The 22,097-nt window shown below is 65.6% G+C and carries 15 protein-coding genes and 1 pseudogene; 6 read left to right on the top strand and 10 right to left on the bottom strand.

The features are described 5' to 3' along the window. Window positions 1-46 precede the first annotated feature (46 nt). Window positions 47-1,876 (bottom strand): GNVR domain-containing protein, encoded by a 1,830-nt coding sequence (locus FGU64_RS15030; protein ID WP_136357303.1) that lies wholly within the window; start codon window positions 1,874-1,876, stop codon window positions 47-49. 458 nt (window positions 1,877-2,334) lie between these two features. On the opposite strand from FGU64_RS15030, the gene FGU64_RS15025 reads away from it, so the two are divergent. Beyond that, a complete protein-coding gene (locus tag FGU64_RS15025) occupies window positions 2,335-3,855 on the top strand; it encodes a phosphomannomutase/phosphoglucomutase (RefSeq protein ID WP_139953930.1) in 1,521 nt (506 codons plus the stop codon). A gap of 11 nt (window positions 3,856-3,866) precedes the next feature. Further along, window positions 3,867-6,167 (top strand): mannose-1-phosphate guanylyltransferase/mannose-6-phosphate isomerase, encoded by a 2,301-nt coding sequence (locus FGU64_RS15020; RefSeq protein ID WP_139953929.1) that lies wholly within the window; start codon window positions 3,867-3,869, stop codon window positions 6,165-6,167. Between the two features lie 23 nt (window positions 6,168-6,190). On the opposite strand, the gene FGU64_RS15015 is transcribed toward FGU64_RS15020, so the two are convergent. From FGU64_RS15015 to FGU64_RS14985, 7 genes are all read right to left on the bottom strand, one after another. Continuing rightward, on the bottom strand, window positions 6,191-8,056 hold the full coding sequence (locus tag FGU64_RS15015; protein ID WP_139953928.1) for an ABC transporter ATP-binding protein: 1,866 nt from the start codon (window positions 8,054-8,056) through the stop codon (window positions 6,191-6,193). Window positions 8,057-8,093: 37 nt separating this feature from the next. After that, the gene (locus FGU64_RS15010; RefSeq protein WP_139953927.1) at window positions 8,094-8,849 is read right to left on the bottom strand and encodes a DUF1028 domain-containing protein; all 756 of its coding nucleotides are present in this window, start codon (window positions 8,847-8,849) and stop codon (window positions 8,094-8,096) included. Between the two features lie 2 nt (window positions 8,850-8,851). Beyond that, a complete protein-coding gene (locus tag FGU64_RS15005) occupies window positions 8,852-10,636 on the bottom strand; it encodes a gamma-glutamyltransferase family protein (RefSeq protein ID WP_139953926.1) in 1,785 nt (594 codons plus the stop codon). A gap of 24 nt (window positions 10,637-10,660) precedes the next feature. Beyond that, complete coding sequence (locus FGU64_RS15000; RefSeq protein ID WP_139953925.1) at window positions 10,661-11,536, bottom strand: ABC transporter permease; 876 nt, start codon at window positions 11,534-11,536, stop codon at window positions 10,661-10,663. After that, on the bottom strand, window positions 11,533-12,480 hold the full coding sequence (locus FGU64_RS14995) for an ABC transporter permease (protein WP_136357316.1): 948 nt from the start codon (window positions 12,478-12,480) through the stop codon (window positions 11,533-11,535). The genes FGU64_RS15000 and FGU64_RS14995 overlap by 4 nt, the downstream gene beginning before the upstream one ends. A gap of 71 nt (window positions 12,481-12,551) precedes the next feature. After that, window positions 12,552-14,054, bottom strand: coding sequence for an ABC transporter substrate-binding protein (locus tag FGU64_RS14990; protein ID WP_136357318.1), 1,503 nt, complete (start codon window positions 14,052-14,054; stop codon window positions 12,552-12,554). Between the two features lie 55 nt (window positions 14,055-14,109). Then, a complete protein-coding gene (locus FGU64_RS14985; RefSeq protein ID WP_136357320.1) occupies window positions 14,110-14,841 on the bottom strand; it encodes a FadR/GntR family transcriptional regulator in 732 nt (243 codons plus the stop codon). A gap of 309 nt (window positions 14,842-15,150) precedes the next feature. Between FGU64_RS14985 and FGU64_RS14980 the strand changes: the two genes are divergently transcribed. Next, window positions 15,151-15,861 carry a GntR family transcriptional regulator gene (locus tag FGU64_RS14980; protein WP_246671355.1) on the top strand — a complete coding sequence of 237 codons (711 nt, stop codon included), beginning with the start codon at window positions 15,151-15,153 and terminating at the stop codon, window positions 15,859-15,861. Between the two features lie 85 nt (window positions 15,862-15,946). On the opposite strand, the gene FGU64_RS14975 is transcribed toward FGU64_RS14980, so the two are convergent. Next, window positions 15,947-16,558, bottom strand: a complete 612-nt coding sequence (locus tag FGU64_RS14975) for a TetR/AcrR family transcriptional regulator (RefSeq protein WP_246671354.1) — start codon at window positions 16,556-16,558, stop codon at window positions 15,947-15,949. Window positions 16,559-16,677: 119 nt separating this feature from the next. Here FGU64_RS14975 and FGU64_RS14970 point away from each other — a divergent pair, with 119 nt between their 5' ends. Then, window positions 16,678-17,883 (top strand): NAD(P)/FAD-dependent oxidoreductase, encoded by a 1,206-nt coding sequence (locus FGU64_RS14970; RefSeq protein ID WP_139953922.1) that lies wholly within the window; start codon window positions 16,678-16,680, stop codon window positions 17,881-17,883. A 197-nt stretch (window positions 17,884-18,080) separates the two neighbouring features. Here the strand turns inward: FGU64_RS14970 and FGU64_RS14965 are convergent. After that, window positions 18,081-18,548: pseudogene (locus FGU64_RS14965) on the bottom strand (UTRA domain-containing protein); the annotation flags it as partial. A gap of 105 nt (window positions 18,549-18,653) precedes the next feature. On the opposite strand from FGU64_RS14965, the gene deoC reads away from it, so the two are divergent. Together deoC and FGU64_RS14955 are read left to right on the top strand one after the other, a co-directional pair. Beyond that, window positions 18,654-19,607, top strand: a complete 954-nt coding sequence (gene deoC, locus FGU64_RS14960; RefSeq protein ID WP_246671353.1) for a deoxyribose-phosphate aldolase — start codon at window positions 18,654-18,656, stop codon at window positions 19,605-19,607. 73 nt (window positions 19,608-19,680) lie between these two features. Continuing rightward, window positions 19,681-22,056, top strand: coding sequence for an aldehyde dehydrogenase family protein (locus FGU64_RS14955; protein WP_139953919.1), 2,376 nt, complete (start codon window positions 19,681-19,683; stop codon window positions 22,054-22,056). Window positions 22,057-22,097: the final 41 nt, after the last annotated feature.

Here is a 22,097-nt window from a genome sequence, read left to right as displayed (position 1 = left end):
TCTTGGCGATTTTGGGGGTTCCGGCAGGAAGGCCGGAGCGATGTGTTCAGGTCCGGCGCTGCAGGAACGTCGCCGCACGGGCTCTCGTCAGCAGCACGCCGAGGATGGGGCTCCGGCTGGTTTGCAGCGTTCTCGTCAGGTCCCGCAAGGTGTCCAGGTGCGTCTCGCCGCATTCGGCGACCATGACGACGCCGTCCAGGATCGATCCGATTTTCAGCAGGTCGGCACCGGAGGCGAGCGTCGGCATGTCGAGGATGACGATATCGTAGGCGCAGGAGGGAAGGTCGCAGGCCGTCAGCTCCGACAGGAAGGCCTCCATGTTTTTCGGCATCAACAGTTTTCTTGCGTCGATCACCGGCCCTGGAAGCAGGTCGAACGACCGACCCGGACAACTCGTGATATTCAGCCAGGCGGGATCCTGACACGGTCCACCATGGGTGCCTGAGGGGCCAAGAAGCCTGGCCGTGATCGTGTGCTGAACGTCGGCATCGATCACCAGCGTCTTCAGGCCGGACATCGAATAGAGAGCGGCGAGATTGCCGACGACCGAACTTTTCGAGCCGCCATCGGACGCTGCGGTCATGCCGAGGAACCTGATGGGGTGGTCCGTCTCCGCGAGACTGATTTCGGTGCGCGCTTTCCGAAGGCTGCCGGTGTATGGAGCATGGGGTTTCCTGAGCACTTCGTCGATGCGGCCGGTCTCTCGCCGCCTGCCAATGCGCGGCAGTTCGCCGACACATTCGACCCCCAGGTTTTCACGGATCTGCCGCGCCGACCCGACTGTCCGATCGAACATATGCCTAACGAAGGACAGGCCGATCCCGAAAGCCAGTCCGGCGACCGCCGCGAAGGCCAATACCAGCTTCGGCTTCGGCGCACTCGGGGAGAGCGGCGCCGTCGCCTCGGTGATCACACGCGCGTCGGCAACCGGATACGATTGCTGGCTCACCGAATTGGTGTAGGCCTGCAGGAAGCTCTCATACATCTTCTGGTAGGTTTCGGCCGTCGTCTCCAGCTCTTCCAGGGTCGGAACGCCGCTCCCCCCGCCCTTGGCCCCAGCCTCGTCGCCGACGCTGTAGTCGTGCCGCGACCGGAACTCCTGCGCCTTCGCCATGGCCTTGTTCATCTGGTCGCGCAGCTGCTCGAGACGGGTCTCAAGCCACGCGCCGCCCTGCTTGGCGGCGTCCGCCTTGGTTTCAAGCTGCTCGCGCACGAAGGCATCGGCCGTGGCGTTGGCAATCCGGGCCGCGGCCTCTGCATTGAGCGAGGTGAAGGAGATGTCGATGGCGTAGGAAACGCCCACCCGGCGGACGTCGAGGCCACCACGAAAGGTCAGCATCGCGAGCCGGCTCTTCTCGTATTCGCTGGGATTTGCCGGCGCGGCTTGCAGGACGAAGCCAAGATGCCGCCGAAGCCAGGCGAACCACATCTTGTCCCGCAGTCCCAAAGCCTCGACGAAGGTCGCCCCGAACCTCCTGACCCTCTGCAGCAAGGGCAGTTTCTGCGGGCGATTGAAATCGGGATCGTCAAGGAGCTTGAGCTGGTCGATGACCATCGTGGCGATCTTTTCAGATTGCATCACTGCGATCTGGCTCTCCATCTGGGCAGTGTCCAACGACAGGTTCACCTCGCCTGCGTCCTGGAGGTGCTGCGACACTCTGGGTTCTATCAGGATCTGCGTGCTGGCGGTGTAGGTCGAATCGGTCGTCGATACGTAAAACAGCGCTATCAGCAGGGCTGCCGCCAGCGAGACGGCAATCGTTCCGACATAGCGCCCGAGAAACCCTATTATGTCGGAAAGACCGATGAACTCCTGGTCGGCGGCAGGCAGCTGCTCGATCGCGGAGGGCCATCTGTGCGGAAACGCGCGGTCCATTCTTCCTCCTGCGGGCGTATCCCACGATTGCGGGCGCACAGGCAGGATGCCGTTGACCGAAACCCTATCCCGGACCGCCCGGGGGAGGAGACTACGCCCGGCCTCGGGGAGGTAAACGCAGCCAATCGGCGTAAGGGTCTACACCTTAGGGGACGGGAAAAGCGGGACAGTCCCGCCTTCGCTCCGTCCGGAGCCACCCGAGTCGTCGTGCGTCGACAGTCTCGCGAAATACAGTATTCGGCATAGTGCAGGCCACCTTCGACCGGAACGGGATGCCGGTCTTTCAGGATAGAACATAGAACCCTCCGATGCCCGGACGAGATGGCCATTCGGCGGGCGGCCGACATGCCTCTATCGGATGAGGGAGCACGTGCCGCGGAGCGGAGTTATCCGAATTCATGAAGAGGCCGGTGTCCGACCGCGTGCTAGGACTGGTTCGACAACGGGGAGCAGACACCGTGAGCCTGAACATCGTCGGCCAGGCCAGGCCGAACACATTGGCCTTCGAGACCAGCGCCCTCGTCAAGGCCACCGGCTTTCGCGAGTACGACGCGCGCTGGTGGTTCGGACATCCGGGGTCCGAGAAGGAACCCGAGCTGAACCTGATGGGCGCCCAGGCGCTCGGGATGGGGCTCGGCACCTTCATCCACCGAAAGGCCCTGCCCCCGGAAATCGTCACCGGCCACGACTTCCGCAGCTATTCCATGGGCATCAAGATGGCGCTCGTTTCGGGGCTGATGGCAGCGGGCGCGCGCGTCAAGGATATCGGCCTGGCGCTCTCCCCCATGGCCTATTTCGCCCAGTTCGCGCTCGACGCGCCGTCGGTGGCAATGGTCACGGCCTCACACAACGAAAACGGCTGGACCGGCGTGAAGATGGGGACGCAAAGGCCGCTGACCTTCGGCCCGGAGGAGATGACGGCCCTGAAGACACTTGTGCTTGCCGGCGATTTCGACCTGGTGGGCGGCGGAAGCTACGAATTCGTGCCGGGATTCCGCGACAGGTATATCGAGGACCTGACCGCCGGAAAGAAGATCGGCAGGACGCTGAGGGTGGTGGCCGCCTGCGGCAACGGCACCGCCGGCGCGTTCACCCCCGAAGTACTCGAGCGCATCGGCTGCGAGGTGATCCCGCTGGACACCGAGCTCGACCATACCTTCCCGCGCTACAACCCCAATCCGGAGGACATGCATATGCTGCATGCAATCCGGCAGAAGGTCTTGGAAACGGGCGCCGACATCGGGCTCGGCTTCGATGGCGACGGCGACCGTTGCGGCGTGGTCGACAACGAAGGCAACGAGATATTCGCCGACAAGATCGGCGTCATGCTGGCCCGCGACATCTCCGCCCTGCACCCGAAATCCGTCTTCGTCGCCGACGTGAAGTCGACCGGCCTTTTCATGACCGACCCCGTGCTGATGAAGAACGGTGCGGTCACGGATTACTGGAAGACGGGGCACTCCTACATCAAGCGGCGCGTCGCCGAACTCGATGCCATCGCCGGCTTCGAGAAATCCGGGCACTTCTTCTTCAACGCGCCGATCGGGCGCGGCTACGACGACGCGCTCATAACCGCCATCGCCATATGCGCAATGCTGGACCGCAGCCCGAAAAAGACGATGGCGGATCTCTATCGCGACCTGCCGCCGACCTTCGGTACACCGACGATGTCGCCGTACTGTCCCGACGAAGAGAAATACGACGTGGTCGACAAGGTCGTCGGCGCCTTCACGAAGATGAAGGGAGACGGGATCGCCTTCGCCGGCCAGCCGCTGGCCGACCTGGTCACCGTCAACGGCGTGCGCGTCACGACGCCGGACGGCACCTGGGGCCTCGTCCGCGCTTCGTCGAACAAGCCTGAAATCGTCGTCGTGGTGGAGAGCCCGGTTTCGCCGGAACGGCGCCGGGAAGTGTTCGAGGCGCTGGACGCGGTGCTGCGCCGCAATCCGGAAGTCGGAGCCTACAACCAGACATTCTGAGAGGGTGACCCATGCCGGACCGGATCGTCAGTTTCATCATGAGCGGGGGCGTGGGCTCGCGGTTGTGGCCTCTCTCGCGCGAAGACAATCCCAAGCAGTTCCACGACCTTTCGGGCAACGGTTCGATGCTGGCCAGGACCGTGCGGCGGCTGAAGGCGTGGCCGGGCGGCGAGACGCCGATCTACCTCATCGCATCGGAACGCCATGCCGACCGTGTCATCTCCGACATCGCCCCCCTCGGCCTGAACGGCGGCCGGCCGATCTTCGAACCGGTCGGGCGCAATACCGCTGCGGCAGTCGCCGTGGCGACGCTCCAGGCGATCCATGAACACGGCAGCGACGCGCTCGTGCTCGTCGTCCCTTCGGACCACGAGATATCGACCGAGCTTCAATTCTGGGAAACCGTCGAGGCGGGCAAGGCCACCGCCGAGCGCGGAAATATCGTCGTGTTCGGCATCAGGCCGACGCATCCCGAAACCGGATACGGCTATATCGAGGTAACGGCAGAAGGCGGCGGCGTGGCGGCCGTGTCGCGCTTCGTCGAAAAGCCCGATATCGAAACGGCGCAACGCTACGTGTCCTCGGGACGGTTCTACTGGAATGCCGGCATCTTCCTGTTCCGTGCCGGGACGATGCGCAACGCGCTCGTCGAGTTCCGGCCGGACATCTGGGAGGCTGCGGAGCGGGCTTTCGCCGCCGCGCGAACCGATGTCTCCGGAATCTACCTGCCGCAAAGCTTCTATGCCGCCATCCCCTCGACCTCGATCGACTACGCGGTGATGGAACAGGCGCGCGATATCGCCATGGTCACGGCTTCCTTCCGCTGGAACGATCTCGGATCGTGGCAATCGCTGCTCGAGGCGAGCCCGGCCGACGACGCCGGCAACGTCATGATGGGCGACATCGTGGCGATGGATTGCGACAGCTGTTACCTCCGTAGCCAGGGCAGGCTGCTCACCGTCATCGGCATGAAGGACGCGGCGGTGGTGGCGACGCCGGACGCGGTGTTCGTCGCACCCGTCAGTCACAGCCAGAACGTCAAGAAGGTCGTCGAGCAGCTTGAGAAAAGCGGGCGCCTCGAAACGAAGTTCACGGCATCCGAAGACCGCGTCGTCGTCAGCGGCTCATGGCGCAAGCGCGTCGAGCACTGGCTGTTCGACGAAACACTGCCGCTATGGTCGACGGCGGGCGTCGACCACGTCCATGGCGGCTTCCACGAGGCGCTCGGGTTCGATGCACGACCGCTCGGCAAGCCGAAGCGCATGCGCACCATGGCGCGCCAGATCTATGCGTTCGCGGTGGCTAAAGAGCGCGGCTGGAGCGGGCCGGCCGACAGTCTGCTCGACCACGGCATCGGCTTCATCGCCCGACATGGCCGCAGCGGCCGCGGCGGCTGGGTTCGCACCCTCCACACCGACGGCCGCGTGGCCGACCCCGCGGAGGACGCCTACGACCATTCCTGCGTGCTGCTCGCGCTTGCCCACGCGCATCGCTGCGGCCACCCGGATGCCCTGCGGCTGGCCGGCGAGACTTTCCAGTTCATCGACACCCATCTGGAGGACAACAGCCTGAACGGCTTCCTCGAAGTCCCCGGCGGCGAGGACATGCACTTCTCCAATCCGCATATGCACATGCTGGAAGCCTTCCTCGCCTGGCACGCGATCACCGGCGAGCGCGCCTATCTGCGCCGAGCGGCACGCATCATCGATCTCTTCCGCTGCCATTTCTTCGACCAGGAAAGCTGGACGCTCAGCGAGCGTTTCAACGGCGAGTGGCAGCCCCTGCCGGGAGAGGACGGGCAATGGACCGAGCCGGGGCACCATTTCGAATGGGCCTCCCTGCTCGTCGCCTTTTCGCTGGCGAGCGGCCAGAAGGACCTGGTGCCCTATGCGAGGAAACTCTATTCCTCCGCCATCGCCAGCGGGCTGAACCGCGCCACCGGCCTGGCTTACGGCGCGGTGACGCGCAACGGCACCCCGCTCGACCGCATCTCCCGGAGCTGGCCGCAATGCGAAGCCGTCAAGGCCGCCGCGGCGCTCGACGGCATCGGCGGACCGGACCTGAAGCCGGAGATCGAAGCGCGCGTCGCGCGGCTGTTCAGGTGGCATATCGATCCCGCTCCCATCGGCCTGTGGATGGACAGGATCGACGAGCGCGGTAGGCCGGCGGCGACCGAGGTGCCGGCGAGCATCTTCTATCACCTGGTGACCGCGCTGATGCAGTATCTGGACAAGACGGCAGGGCAGGTCGAGCCGTTCCCCACGCGGATTCCGGAAAAGGACGCCGCGCAGGCCAACCGGGCCTACGCCTGACCCGAAACGATCACCTGCCTGCGCTACATGCCGTCGTCGACGCGAACGAGATGGCCGGGCGCCACCTCGTCGTAGCGACGCGTCGGCGTAACATAGCCGAGCGGCCGCACGGGGCTTTTCAGTTCGTCCACGCTGAGGTTTCGCCTGATGCCGCGCCGTGCGGGGTCAGGCACCGGCACGGCTGCCATCAGCTTCTTCGTATAGGAATGCCGGGGGTTGGAAAACACCGCCTCGCGCGGGCCGATCTCGACGATTTCGCCGAGATACATCACCGCCACGCGGTGGCTGACGCGCTCGACCACCGCCATGTCGTGCGAGATGAACAAGAAGGCGAGCTTCAGGCTCTGTTGCAGGTCCATCAGAAGGTTGCAGACCTGCGCCTTGATCGACACGTCGAGCGCCGACACGCTTTCATCGGCGACGATCACCTTGGGATCGAGCGCAAGCGCCCGGGCGATGCAGATGCGCTGCCGCTGGCCGCCGGAGAATTCGTGCGGGTAGCGCTTCATCATGTCGGGGCTGAGGCCCACGCGCTTCAGAAGGTCCGCCGCCTTCTCGCGCGCCTCTGGCCCCCTCGCCAACCCGTGCTCGACGATCGGCTCGGCCACCGTCGCGCCGACGCTCATGCGTGGATTGAGACTGGCGAAGGGATCCTGGAAGATCATCTGGATCGAGCGACGGGTCCGCCGCATGGCGGCCGTATCGAGGGTCAGCACATCCTGCCCGTCCAGCCGGACGGTGCCGGCGTTCGGCTGGACAAGCCGGGTGATGGAACGGCCGGTCGTCGACTTGCCGCAACCGGATTCGCCGACGAGCGACAGCGTCTCACCCTGCGCGAGATCGAAGGAGACGTTCTCCACTGCATGGACGGCGCCGACCTTGCGCCCCAGCACCCCGCCCAGCACGTCGAAGCGGGTGGTCAGGTTCTTCACGTCCAGAACCGGGGCGCCGCGCTCGACCGTATCGGCCACTTCCGACGGTTCGCTGCGCCGACCCGTCTCGACATCGACGATGGGGAAACGCAGCGGCCATGAATGGCCCGCCATCGAGCCGAGTCGCGGCACGGCCGACAACAGCGCGCGGGTGTAGGGCTGGCGGCCGTTGCGGAAAATGTCTTCCGTCGCGCCCGTCTCGATCGCCTCGCCCCTGTACATGACGATGGTGCGGTCGGCGATCTCGGCGACCACGCCCATGTCGTGCGTGATGAACAAGACCGACATGCCCTCCTCTTCCTGAAGAAGCTTGATCAGGTCGAGGATCTGGCCCTGGATGGTGACATCGAGCGCCGTGGTCGGCTCATCGGCGATCAGCAGGCGCGGGCGGCTCGCCAGCGCCATGGCGATCATGACGCGCTGGCGCATGCCGCCAGAGAACTGGTGCGGATAGTCGTCGAACCGCGAAGCCGCATTTGGGATGCGCACCTTCTCCAAGAGCCGCACCGTCTCGGCCCGCGCCTCGGCCTTGGCGATGTCGCCGTGGCAGGTCAGCGCCTCGGATATCTGCCGGCCGATGGTGAAGACCGGGTTCAGGCTTGTCATCGGTTCCTGGAAGATCATGGCGGCGTCCTTGCCGCGCACCTGCCGCATCTCCTTGTCGGACAGCGCCAGCAAGTCCCTGCCGTTGAGCAAAATGGAGCCCTCGATGCGGCTCGACCCCTTGGCGAGCAGCCGCATGACCGACAGCGAAGTCACGCTCTTGCCCGAACCGCTTTCGCCGACGATGGCGACGGTCTCTCCGGGCATGACGTCGAAGGAGACGTCCTTCACTACCGCCTTCCAGTCGCCGTCGATGCGGAAGGCAGTGGTCAGCCCACGCACCGAGAGGACTGGCTCAGCGGCTGAGGATGAAGCACCTGCGGCCGAAACCCTGCTCGTAAGTACGTCGCTCATCGCACCATCCGTTCCGGCTCCGATGCCATAGGGGCCCTCATGTTTTCGGCGGCGTGGCGAAGGAGGCCGAAGGCCGCCCCGTCGCGATGCGTTCGGCTTCGAGCGCGGCGATCTTCTCGTCGATCTCGCGCCGGTCGATCAGGCCGCTCGGATTGCGCCGCGTCGCCATCGTCTCGGCGACGTGAAGATAGCGTTCCTGCGCGACCGCATAGAGCCGGCGCAGTTCCGCCAGCGGGTCTGCATGGTCGTCGGCGTGGAGGCGAAGCCAGGCATAATCCTGGTCGCGATAGACGACGAGGGCCGCCGACTGCCGGCCGCGCTTGTCGCCGCCGGCATCCTCGCCCGCCTGCATGGCTTCGAGCAGGCGCTCGGCGAAAGGTTTCGACGCTGCCTTGCGGTAGGTCGCCAGCGTTTGCGCAATGACCTGCGGCCCCGCCAGCATGTTGCCGGCCACCGATATGTCCTCCTCGACCAGATGACCGGCCCAGTCGATGCACTGCGCGCCGGTGAAGGCGGCGTTGCGCCCGGTCGCGTCGATCAGGTGCATCTGCCGCTGGTCACGGCCTTCGTCGCGCGCTGTCAGTTCCGCCACGATGGCCTTCGGCTCCTTGCCCATTACCAGCGCCGCCAGTCCGTCGACGCCGTAGAGCGGATTGACGAAGGCCTGCGTCGCGACCGCGCCGACGCCGCCGCGAATGTGGGGCACGATGCCGCCGACGGCGAAGAAGCGGCTGGCGACGGCGATGCCGAGATGGCCGGTGGCGGGGTCGCGGGCGACAATGGACCAAGTCATCGCTACCGCCCCACCGCATAGGCCTGCATCAGGCGCGGCGTCGCCGCGGCGCGCAGCAGCCCGTCGGCGTCGCGCCTGGCGGCGGTGAGCCGGCCGATCGTCCACGGGTCGGACACGGTCAGCCGGTGGCCCTTGGCCTTGAGGGCATCCAGCACCGGCTCGCCGAAATTCGCCTCGGCGATCAGGCTGCCGGGCTCACGGGTGCGCGGATAGAAGGAGGCCGGGAAGTGGGCCGTATGGAACAGTGGCAGGTCGATGGCTTCCTGCAGGTTCAGGCCGTGATGGACATGGCGCAGGAAGAAGGACAATTGCCACTGTTCCTGCTGGTCCCCGCCCGGTGTGCCGAAGGCGAGCGTCGGCCGGCCTTGGTAAAGCCCGAGCGACGGGGTGAGCGTCGTGCGCGGCCGCTTGCCGGGCTCCAGCGAGGTCGGCAGGCCGGGTGTCAGCCAGAACATCTGGGCGCGCGTGTTGAGGCAGAAACCGAGGCCGGGAATGGTCGGCGAGGATTGCAGCCAGCCGCCGGATGGCGTCACCGACACCATGTTGCCTTCGCGGTCGATGACGTCGATATGCACGGTATCGCCGCGCTTTTCCGACAGATGCGCCATGGTCGGCTCATAGACCGCGCCGGTGGCCGAATCCGCATTGAGCAGATTCATCGTCAGCGCGACCTGTTTCTCGAAGCCGGGCACCGTGCCGGGGCGCAGGTCGAGCGAAGCGGTGCCCGTAATCAGCTTGCGGCGCTCATCGGCATAGGCGTCGGAGAGCAGGTGGCTGATCGGGACGTCGCAAAAGTTCGGGTCGCCGTAGTAGACGTCGCGGTCGGCGAAGGCGAGCTTCATCGTCTCTGTGACAGTGTGGACGAAGTCGGCGCCGGCGGGGTCCATCGCGCCGATGTCGAAGCCTTTCAGCAGTGACAGGCATTGCAAAAGCACCGGCGCCTGCCCCCACGGCCCGACCTTTGCCACCGTCCAGTCGTGGTAATCGTAGGTCAGCGGCTCCTCGATCGTCGCCGACCAGCCCGCCATGTCCTCGGCGCTCAACACGCCCTTGTGACGGCTGCCGCTGGCGTCCATCACTTCCGCCTTGTCGAGATAGGTCTGGATCGCCTCGGCGACGAAGCCGCGATAGAAGGCGTCGCGCGCCGCATTGATGCCGGCCTCCCTCCCCTTCTTCCCCTCCGCCTCGGCGACGATGCGCTTCCACGTCTCTGCAAGAACCGGGTTCTTCACGTTGGAGTGCGGCGCCGGCGCCGATCCGCCCGGCAGCCATGTCGCGTGGGACGTCGGCCATTCCTTTTGGAAGAACTCGGCCATGCCGGCGATGGTGGCGGCGACGCGCGGCAGCACCGGATGGCCTTGCTCGGCGTAATAGATCGCCGGCTCCAGCACATCGCGCACGCTCATCGTGCCGTAGTCGCGCAGCATCAGCATCCAGCCGTCGAAGGAGCCGGGAATGACGGTGGCGAGCAGCCCGTCGCCGGGGATCATCGACAGGCCTTCCGCCTTATAGTGCTCGATAGTGGCGCCGGCGGGCGCCGGCCCCTGCGCGCAGATGACCTCGACCTTGTCCTTCTTCTTCGAGTAGACCAGCGCCGGCATGTCGCCGCCCGGCCCGACCAGATGCGGCTCGACGATCTGCAGGACGAAAGCCGTCGCCACCGCCGCATCGAACGCGTTGCCGCCCTTCTCCAATATGCTCATGCCGACCGCCGAGGCGATCCAGTGGGTGGAAGCGACGACGCCAAAGGTTCCGAGGATTTCGGGGCGGGTGGTGAAGGCTGGCATTCTCAAATTGTCCTTTTCAGAAATTCACGCTTCGCGCGGATCGAGCGCGTCGCGCAGGCCGTCACCAAGGAGGTTGAAGCCGATGACGACGAGGAAGATCGCCACCCCCGGCCACATCGCCATCCAGGGCGCCTGCGACAGGTAGTTCTTGGCAACGTTGAGCATCGAGCCCCAGCTTGGCGCCGGCGGCTGCTGGCCGAGACCGAGGAAGGAAAGGCTCGCTTCGGCGATGATGGCAGTGGCGATCGTCAGCGTCGCCTGCACGAGGATCGGCGCGAAGACGTTGGGCAGGATGTAGCGCAGGATGATCGAGGAATGCCTGAGGCCGATCGAGCGCGCGCCCTCGACATAGTCCTCTGTCTTGACCGACAGCACCTGCCCGCGGGTGAGGCGGATGAAGACGGGCATCGCCGACAGGCCGATGGCGATCATGGCGTTGATCAGGCTGGGGCCGAGAAAGGCGGCGAGCGCGATGGCCGTGATCAGGAAGGGCATCGCCAGGAACGCCTCGGTGACGCGCGAGATGATCTGGTCGGTCCAGCCGCCGAAATAGCCGGAGATCAGGCCGAACGGAACGCCGATGGCCACCGCGATGCCGACCGAGACGACGCCGGCCAGCAGCGAGGCCTGCGCGCCCCAGATCATGCGCGAGAGGATGTCGCGGCCGATGTCGTCGGTGCCCAGCCAGTGCATCGCTGACGGTGCCTTGCGGATCGCCGACCAGCTGGTCGCATTCGGGTCGGGGATCGGCAGCAGCGGCGCCAGAACGGCGAGCAGCGTGAAGAAGGCGATGATGACAAGCCCGACGAGCGCGCCCTTGTTCGCCTTCAGCTTGCGCCAGGCGCGGCTCGGCGAACGCTGTCCGGTGGCCGACAGATCGACCTGTTCGAGCGCGGTCAAAGGGCGGCCCTCATGCGCGGGTTGAGCAGCACGTATAGTACGTCGGCGATCAGGTTCATGACGATGAAGCCGACCGCCGTGCACAGCACCACGCCCTGCACCACGGCATAATCGCGGGTGAAGACGGCATCGACGATGAGCTTGCCGAAGCCGGGGATGGTGAAGATCTGTTCCGTCAGCACCGCGCCGGCGAGTAACTCGCCGAAGAGCAACGCGCTCAGCGTCACGATCGGCAGCACGGCGTTGCGGAAAGAATGTTCCAGCACCACCGCCCATTCCGACAGGCCCTTGGCGCGGGCGGTGCGGATATAGTCGGCGCTCAGCACCGACAGCATGGCCGAGCGGGTGTGGCGCATCAAGGTGGCGGCGAGCGCGTTGCCGAGCACGAAAGCCGGCATCAGCATCGTCTGGATCGAGCGCAGCGGGTCGTCGAAGAAAGGCTGGTAGCCGGAGGCGGGCAGCCAGCCGAGCTTCACCGAAACCAGCAGGATCAGCATGATGCCGAGCCAGAAGTTGGGGATCGACAGGCCGGACAGCGCGACCACATTGGCGATGTAGTCGAGCGCGGTGTTCTTCTTCACCGCCGCCAGAATCCCCATCGGGATGCCGATGACGAAGGCGAAGATGATCGACATCACCGCAAGCTGGATGGTGACCGGCAGCTTGTCGCCGATCAGCTTCAGTACCGGCTGGTTGGTCTTCAGCGAAATGCCGAGGTCGCCCTGCAGCGCCGAACCGACCCAGCGGATGTACTGCACCGGCACCGGATCATTGAGGTGGTATTTTTCGCGCAGGTATTCGATGGTCTGCGGGTCGCGATCCTCGCCGGCAAGCGCCAGCACCGGGTCGCCCGGAAGCAGCTTCTGCAACGAGAAGACGAAGATCGAGATGATCAGCAGCGTCGGGATGGCGACCAGCACGCGCTTGCCGATGTAGCTGTACATGATGGTCTTCCCGAGTGCGAGGTTCCGGGGAAGCGGCGCCGGCAAATGCCCGGCGCCGCCGATACGAAAGGTCAGTCGGCCTTCTTCACGCCGGCGAGCCGGATCATGCCGTCGGGATAGGGCACGAAGCCGGTGACCTTCTTGTTCATCGCCCAAATCCACGACTGATGACCAATCCATGTCATCGGCATGTCGTCCTGGATGATGGCCATGGCGGCATCGTATTTCTGCTTGCGCACGGCCTCGTCGGGCGCCTCGCGCGCCGCGTTCAGCAGCTTGTCCACCTCCGGATTGCAATATTTGGAATCGTTCAGCGCCGCCTTGCAGGTCAGGAACTGGTGGATGTTGCCGTCCGGATCGGCGCGGCCCGACCAGTCGGCGCGGCCGACCTGATAGTTACCGGCGGTCATCTCGTCGAGCAGCGTGGTGAATTCCGTCGCCTTGAGGCTGACGTCGAAGCCGGCCTCCGCCACCATCGACTGGACGATCTGCATCATCTGCATGACGACGGGATTGTTGGTGACGATCATCTCCACCGGAACCCGGTCGAAGCCGGCCTCCTTGACCAGCGCCTTGGCTTTCTCGATATCGCGGGCGGGAACAGGGAAGTCCTTGTCGAACCATGAGCTTTGCGGGTTGAAGGGCTGGTTGCCGGCGACCGAGGTGCCTTCATAGACGATCTGGTTGGCGGCCTCCCGGTCGATCGCCAGCGAGAAGGCCTGGCGCAGGCGCTTGTCCTTGCCGATCGGCGTGGTGGCCTTGTCGCCGACGTTGAAATAGATGCCGAGCCAGCCGAGGTTGACGACGCTCTGATAGGATAGATTGGCGTCGGCCTTGACGGCGGCCGCGTCGCTCGCCGCCAGCCGCTCGATCATGTCGAGATCGCCGGCGCGCAGGTTGGCGAGCCGCACGGTGGTGTCGGGAATCGGCAGGTAGGTCACCTTGTCGATGAAGATGTTGTCCTTGTTCCAGTAGTCCTGGAACTTCTCCAGCACGATGCGGTCCTGCTGCACGCGCTCGACGAACTTGAACGGGCCGGAGCAGACCGGCTTGTTGCCGAAATTCGTGCCCTCCGCCTTGGCCGCCGTCGGCGAGATCATCATGCCGGCGCGGTCGGAGAGCGTGGCGAGCAGGGTCACGTCCGGGCTTTTCAGCGTGAACTTGACCTCGTATTCGCCGTTCGCCTCGACCTTCTCGACCGACTTCAATTCGCTCTTGCGCTTGGATTCCGGCAGCGTCATCGAGCGGGTCACGTCATAAACCACGGCGTCGGCATTGAAGGGTGTGCCGTCGTGGAACTTGACGCCTTCGCGCAGCTTCATGGTCAGCACCTTGCCGTCGTCCGACCACGCCCATTCGGTGGCGAGTTGCGGCACGATCTTCAGGTCCGGCGACAGGTCCACCAGCTTGTCGCACAGCGCCGTATAGACGATGCGGCCGACGAAGGTCTGCGACTGTGCAGGATCGAGAATGTCGGCGTCGTCCTGCAGGCCGATCTTCAGTTCGGCGGCAGTGGCCGGAAGCGCGAGCAGCGCCCCCGCCATCAACGCAGGCAAGAATTTAGCGATCTTCATGTCTTTCTCCTCCCTATGTTTGTGCAATGGCGCCTGTCGTGACGCCTTGTTTTCGTCAGGTTAGTTCCTTTTCCGCGTCGGCTTCCTGGCGATCCAGCGAAGTGATGCGCACGAGGCTTTCCTGCAGCGTCAGCAGGTGGCGGCGCATGGCCTCGCCGGCACGCACCGGGTCGTGGGCGGCGATCGCATCGACGATGGCCAGGTGCTGGGCGTTGATGAGTGGGGCGGTCCCCGCAGCGGTGCGGGCGCGCTGCCGGATCGTCTGCCATGTCGAATCCTGTCGCACCCGGTTGATGACGTCGAAGATGGCGAGGAAGAACTGGTTGCCCGCGCACCTCGCGATCTGGCGGTGGAGGGCGCCGTCCCAAAGCTCGTGGCTGTCGGCATCGGTGCTCTGCTCCGTCCTGCCGGCCAGCTCGTACAGGCGCTCGACGTCCTTGGTCCCGGCCCGCACGGCAGCCAGCTGCGCCAGCTGCGGCTCAATGCGCAGGCGCACCTCCATGACCTCCATCGGGTTCGTCCCGGCAACAAGCGAGCCGACATGCTCGCTCAACATGTCGGGGCGCGGACCGGCATAGGTTCCCGATCCTTGCCGACGCCAGACGCGACCCTCCGCCTCCAGCACCTCGAGCGCGCGGCGCACGGCACGGCGACTGACGCCGAGGGTCGTGGAAAGCTCACGCTCGGTCGGCAACCGACCGTCGGCCTCCAGAGTGCCCGAGCGCAGCAGGCTGCGCAGCCTCTCCAGCGCGTAGTTGGAATTCCCTGTCGGTTCGTCAGACGGCATCGAGGCGCTTAATGGTTCGAACCAATTCGCTATTGGTTCAACACAAACCGAAATTGACCCAGCGTCAAGGGATTTGTCGTAAATTTTGCTCTCGGCAGCATCGGCATACGACAACAAGGGCGGGCGAAGGCGGCACGCCCCTGCTTCTCTCGGCCAGACCTATAGCCTTCCGGTCAATCCGCCCTCGATGGAACCGACGTTTCTCGTCCCCTTGTATGACGGGGCACAGATGACTAGGACAGGTCGGCCAGTCGGCCGGCTGGCCTGGTCGGGTTGACCGGGATGCAGCCGCATTGGAACGATAGGGATATCTCCGTGTCAGTCGACGTCTTTGCCCCGATAGCGTCGCGCAGCACCATCCAGGACGGCGTCTACCGCCAGTTGCGCTATGCGCTGATGACGGGCCGCTTCGAGCCTGGCCAGACGCTGACCATGGCATCGCTGTCGGAATCCTTCGGCACCAGCCACATGCCGGTGCGCGAGGCGCTGCGGCGGCTGGTGGCAGAGAACGCGCTCGAACTGGCGGCAAACGGCTCGGCCCGCATTCCCGCCACCAGCCGGGCGAGGCTCGACGACCTGTGCCGGGCGCGCATCGCCGTCGAAAGCCTGGCGACCGAGCTTGCCGTGCCCAACGTCACCGCCCGCGACATCGTCGAACTGGAAGACACCATCCGCGAGCACGAGACGATCGGCCTGACCGACAGCGTCTATGCCATGCTAGACAAGAACCAGGAGTTCCACTTCCATCTCTACGGCGCCTCGCGCTCGGAGGTGCTGATCCAGCTCATCGAGACGCTGTGGCTGCGCTTCGGCCCCTATATGCGCATGCTGACGCATCACATCGAGCCGCTGCTGAAGACCGACAGCGCCGGCGCCTATTCGATCCATCACCGCGAGATCGTCGCGGCGCTGAAGGGGAGGGACGTGGCGGCGGCGCGTGCCGCCATCGTCGCCGACATCGAGGCGACACGCGACCTGCTGCGCGGCCTCATCGGCGACGAACAGGCCCGAACCGATTGACAACGGCCTGATCCGCGGCGGAGCCTTCGCAAAGACCGTTCAAGCCGGATATCGCGCTTCCCATCGGATGGAGCCAGTGGCCTGTTCACGGCATGGCCGCATCGGTGGCGAGCAGGCGTTGCATCGCCACGAACTGACGGTGGGCCAGCCCAGCGATGGCGGCCTCGTCGAATTCATTCATATGGCGCAGCGACCAGCGATCCATCGCCTGCAGCAGGGCGAACACCAGTTCGGCCTGCAGCGAGGCCGGCAGGTCATCGCGCACCGCCCCACAGGCGCGGCCGACGGCCAGCACGCGGCCGAGCCAATCGGCAACGCCTGCCAATACCCGTTGCAATGCGGCGCTTCGTTCGGCCGACAGGTCGGGCAGGTAGAAAAGCCTGCCCAGGTCGGCATACCAGTCCTGCCTAGCCGAAGCCGCCAGCGCCTGCACGAGGAACGCCTCGACGCGAGCCCAGAAATCCGCTCCGGCCAGCGTTTCGGGGTCGGGCGCGTTCAGGTCGCGCGCCAACGCCGCGGACGCTTCCTCGACCACGCGGTCGAACAGCGCCTCCTTGGAGCCGAAGTAGTGGTAGAAGGAACTCTTGCTCATCCCGCAGGCGCGGATGATCGCATTCAGCGAAGCCTGCTCGAAGCCGTGGGCCGCGAATTCGCCGGCCGCCGTCGCCAGCAGGCGCCGGTAGCGCTGCGGCGCCATCACGCCAGGAACCCGCTCAGTCGTTCGTTCACTCATCTGTGTAGAATAGCAGACTGGACCGACCGGTCCAGACGCACTATGAGTTTTGGACTGACCGGTCCAAAGAATAGGAGTGCGGCATGTTCGTGAAAGTTTCGTTGAAGGAACAGGTGGAGAAGCAGCGCGCCGACCGGCTGCGCGTGCTCGTCGTCGGCGCCGGCGTTGCCGGGCTGACGCTGGCGCAATTGCTGCGGCGGGGCGGGCTCAACCCGGTGCTGATCGAGCGCGCCTCGGACAATGCAGACGAAGGCTACATGCTGGCGCTCATGCCGCTCGTCGATCCGGCCATGCAGGCGCTCGGCGTCAAGGACGAGTATCGCGCCGGAAGCGTTCCCTTCCATCACTATCGCCTGCACGGTCACAACGGACCGTTGCTGCGCGAGTACGAGATCGACACGCTGCTGGATGCCTATGGCGACTACCGGGGCCTCGCACGCGGCGAACTGCTGGAGGTGCTGGCGACGCACGGCGCGCCGATCAGCCGTGGCGCCACGCTGAAGTCAATTCAGCAGACGGCCAAGGCCGTGGAAACGGTGCTGCAGGATGGCAACGGCACCGTCGAGGCAACCTTCGACGCCGTCGTGCTGGCCGATGGCCTGCATTCAGAAAGCCGAGCCATGCTTCTCGATGCCAGCCAGGTGACGACCTATGACACGGATTGGGCCGGGTGGGTCGCCTGGACCGAGACCGATGCCGCCCACGCCGATCAGGGCGACGAAATCTGGGGGGCGGATTTCTTCGTCGGCATCTATCCCGTCAAGGGCCGGGCCGGCGTGTTCGTCGGCGGCGACCGCGCCGACATGCGTGAAGGACCGGCCGCCTTCATCGCCCATATCCGCAGCCAGCTGACCACCGTCGATCCGTGGTTCGAGCGGGCGCTGGCGACGGTCCAGGCCGGGAAAGACCTCTACTTCTGGAAGCTGACCGACTGCCGGGCAGACACATGGGTTGTGGGTCGCGTGGCGCTGGTCGGCGACGCCGCAGCCGGCTTCCTGCCGACCGCCGGCATCGGTGCAGGCATGGCGATGGAATCGGCGACCGTCCTCGCCCGCCACCTGCTCGACGCCGGCCCCGAAGACGTCGGCGAGGCGCTTCAAGCCTATGAGCACGCACAACGGCCACGGGCCGAGGCCGCGCAGGACAATTCGCGCCAACTGGCGAAGCTGATGTTCCGCCACAGCCGAGCGCTGGCGGTTATCCGCGACCTCGCCGTGCGGCTGGTGCCGCTAGCGACGGTGCTGGGACCGATCCGCAAACTTCTCGACCACCGGCCGATCTCGGCGTGACGCCACGGCAGGCAGTGCGCCCGTACGGATGAACCGGACTCAAGGAAGAGGCCCGGCGCCATTCCACTTCATGGGACAGGGCAGTTGAGGCTGCAGCATTGCGCCGATCAGCGGTGGCCTCAACTGTTTCAGTCCGCCGAGGAAGGCGTTGGCGTTCTGATTGCGGCCACAGGCAGGGCTGAGCCGGTCCCGTCCGCTCAATAGGTCCGGTGCAGGTCGATGGTCAGACGTGTACGGTCGGGGCGATGCCAGGACTCGTAATATTCGAGCACCTGCCTGTTCTGGTCGTAGGTCACCTCTCGATTGAACAGGACGTAGCTGTTCATCTCGACCTGCAGCTGGGAGGCTATGGCTTCGTCGCCGATGCGGGCAAGCTCCACCTGTCGCTTGCCGGTCGTCGCCACGGCGCCATAGCGCTTGGCAAGATACTGGTAGAGTGACACAGTCTCCAGTTCGTTCGACTGCAACAGATCGGGAAAGCGCGAATAGGGGAGGTAGTTGCGAACCAAGGGGAAGACGATGCCGTCGGCGTAGCACAGCCGCTCGAGGAAGATCGCGTCATGCTCGCCGATCTGCTTGGCGACGTGTGCCGGCGGGCGGCCGCGCTCCGTCTCGATCAGGCTGGCGTGGGCAAACGATTGCAGGGCCTGCCGCACGACGCTACGGATATCGGAATGCGCGATTCAGATCAAATCGGGAGCGGCAAGGTGGGTGCGAGCGAAGCTGTCATCGAGGGTGTCTCGGCGTCCAGCCACGGAATCGGGACCAACCTGCCCCAGCCGTCGAATCCCGGCATTGCTCTCACGCTTGATCCCGTCGATTCGGTCCGTGTGAACCTGTCTGCGGCGGAGCGGCGGACTTCGGCGCTGGCCGGGCGACGGACCGTGAAGAAGGACTGGCAGGCGGCGTGGCTGGTGCGCGCCATCCAGTGCATCGATCTCACCACCCTGAACGGCGACGATACGGCCGGCCGCGTGCGGCGGCTGTGCGCCAAGGCGCGCCAACCCTTGCGGCCGGACCTGCAGGAGGCGCTGGGCTTAGGCGGACGCAGCATCACCACCGGTGCGGTCTGCGTCTACCACCGCTTCGTCGCCACGGCGGTGGAGGCGCTGGACGGCTCGGGCATCCCTGTAGCCGCCGTCTCCACCGGCTTCCCGGCGGGCTTGTCGCCGCTTTCGACGCGGCTGAAGGAGATCGAGGCTTCGGTTGCCGACGGGGCGCGGGAGATCGACATCGTCATCACCCGCGAGCACGTGCTGACCGGCAACTGGCAAGCCCTTTACGACGAGGTGAAGACCTGCAAGGCGGCCTGCGGGCCGGCGCACATGAAGACCATCCTCGCCACCGGCGACCTGCAGACGCTGCGCAACGTCGCGCGCGCCTCGTGGGTGGCGATGATGGCCGGCTCCGACTTCATCAAGACCTCGACCGGCAAGGAGGGCATCAACGCGACGCTGCCGGTGACGCTGACGATGATCCGCGCCATCCGCGACTACCGGGAGATGACCGGCCATGTTGTCGGCTACAAGCCTGCCGGCGGCATCTCCACGGCCAAGGACGCGCTCGCCTACCTGGCGCTGATCAAGGAGGAACTGGGCAACGACTGGCTGCAGCCGAACCTGTTCCGCTTCGGCGCGTCATCGCTGCTGGCCGACATCGAGCGGCAGCTGGAGCACCACGTCACCGGCCGCTACGCGGCCTTCAGCCATCATGCCATGGCATGATCCCGCAAAGTGGGAACTGGTTTGCGGACAAGATCATGCCAAAGCAGAGAGCCGGCTGAGATAGAGAGAAAAAATGTCGATTGCTGAGATACTGGATACGATGGAATACGGACCGGCGCCCGAGAGCGACAAGGAAGCGCGCGCCTGGATCGCCGCCCTCGGCGGCGAGACGAAGCTGTTCATCGGCGGCCAGTGGAAAAAGGCGAAGTCCGGCGAAAGTTTCGAGACGGCGTCGCCGGCGACCGGCGAAGTGTTGGTGAGGATCGCGCAGGCCGGTCCCGCCGACGTCGACGCGGCGGTCAAGGCGGCGGCAAAGGCGCAACCGGGCTGGGCCGCGCTCTCCGGCCACCAGCGGGCGCGCTATCTCTACGCGCTGGCCCGTCTCATCCAGCGCCACAGCCGGCTGTTCGCCGTTCTGGAAGCGCTCGACAACGGCAAGCCGATCCGCGAGACGCGCGACATCGATATCCCGCTGGTCGCCCGCCACTTCTATCATCACGCCGGCTGGGCGCAGCTGATGGACACCGAACTCGCCGGGCGCGAGGCGCTCGGCGTCTGCGGCCAGATCATCCCGTGGAATTTCCCGCTGCTCATGCTGTCGTGGAAGATCGCGCCAGCGATTGCGCTCGGCAACACGGTGGTGCTGAAGCCGGCCGAATACACCTCGCTGACAGCACTGCTGTTTGCCGAAATGTGCCAGAAAGCGGGGCTTCCTGAGGGCGTCGTCAACATCGTCACCGGCGACGGCGCGACCGGCGAGCAAATCGTCAACCATCCCGGCATCGCCAAGATCGCCTTCACCGGTTCGACCGACGTGGGCCGCAAAATCCGCGAGGCAACAGCCGGCACCGGCAAGAGCCTGACGCTGGAACTCGGCGGCAAGTCGCCCTTCATCGTCTTCGACGACGCCGATTTGGACGCGGCCGTGGAAGGCGTCGTCGACGCCATCTGGTTCAACCAGGGCCAGGTGTGCTGCGCCGGCTCGCGGCTCCTGGTGCAGGAAAGCATCCACAACCGCTTCGTCTCCAAGCTGACGGCGCGCATGGAGACGCTGCGCGTCGGAGATCCGCTCGACAAGGCCATCGACATCGGCGCCATCGTCCATCCGGTGCAGCTTGCCCGCATCCGCGAGTTGGTCGACGCCGGCGTCAAGGAAGGTGCCGAGCTGCATCAGCCCAAGGCCGGACTGCCGGCCAAGGGCTGCTTTTACCCGCCGACGCTGTTGACCAACGTGCATCCGGCCTCGACCGTCTCGCGCGTCGAGATCTTCGGGCCGGTGCTGATCGCCACCACCTTCCGCACGCCGGCCGAGGCGGTCGAGCTTGCCAACAACACCGAATACGGCCTTGCCGCCTCCGTCTGGTCGGAGACGCTGAGCCTAGCCCTAGACATCGCGCCGAAGCTGAAATGCGGCGTGGTGTGGGTCAACGGCACCAATATGTTCGACGCCGGCGTCGGTTTCGGCGGCTACAAGGAGTCCGGCTTCGGCCGCGAGGGCGGGCGCGAAGGCCTGACCGCCTATTCCAGGCCGAAATGGCTGGCCAAGGCCAAGCCCATCGCCGACAAGCCGGCGACGCAGGCGAGCGGCGACATCCTCTCCACCTCCTTCATCGACCGCACGGCGAAGCTCTACATCGGCGGCAAGCAGGCGCGGCCGGACGGTGGCTATTCGCGGCCCGTGCTTTCACCCGCCGGCGCGCTGGTCGGCGAGGTCGGCGAGGGCAACCGCAAGGATATCCGCAACGCCGTGGAAGCCGCGCGCAAGGCGGCCGGCTGGGCAACGGCCAGCGAGCACAACCGCGCGCAGATCCTCTATTACATCGCCGAGAACCTGGAGGCACGCGCGGCCGAGTTCGCCGAGCGGCTGGCCGCCATGACCGGCAGGCGCAAGGCCGACACCGCAAGGGAAGTGGCGGCCTCCGTCTCGCGCCTGTTCTCCTATGGTGCATGGGCCGACAAGTTCGAGGGCGCCGTGCACAAGCCGCCGCTGCGCGGCGTGGCGCTGGCCATGAACGAGCCGCTCGGCATCCTCGCCATCGCCTGCCCGGAGGAACCCGGCCTGCTCGGCTTCGTCTCCACCTTCGCGCCGGCCATTGCCATGGGCAACCGCGTTGTCGTCGTGCCGTCCGCATCGCAGGCGCTGGCCGCCACCGATTTCTACCAGGTGCTGGAGACCTCCGACGTGCCGGCCGGCGTCGTCAACATCGTCACCGGCGACCGGGCCGCTCTGGCACTGGAACTGGCCAAACACGAGGAGGTCGACGGGCTGTGGTGGTTCGGCAGCGCCGCCACCGCCGGCAACCTTGAAAAGGCTTCGGCCGGAAACCTCAAGCAGGTCTGGACCGAAACGGTGCAGCGCGACTGGTTCTCGCCCGCCCAGGGCGAAGGCACCGACTTCCTCGCCAAAGCAACCCAGGTCAAAAACATCTGGGTGCCTTACGGCGAATAAACAAACCGCACGACTGGCCGAGCAAGGGCGGCCCCACACAT

This window comes from Mesorhizobium sp. 8 (assembly GCF_006351905.1).
Lineage (GTDB): Bacteria > Pseudomonadota > Alphaproteobacteria > Rhizobiales > Rhizobiaceae > Mesorhizobium > Mesorhizobium composti.
Note: the sequence above shows the minus strand (reverse complement) of the source record. Positions and strands in the feature narration are given on the sequence as shown.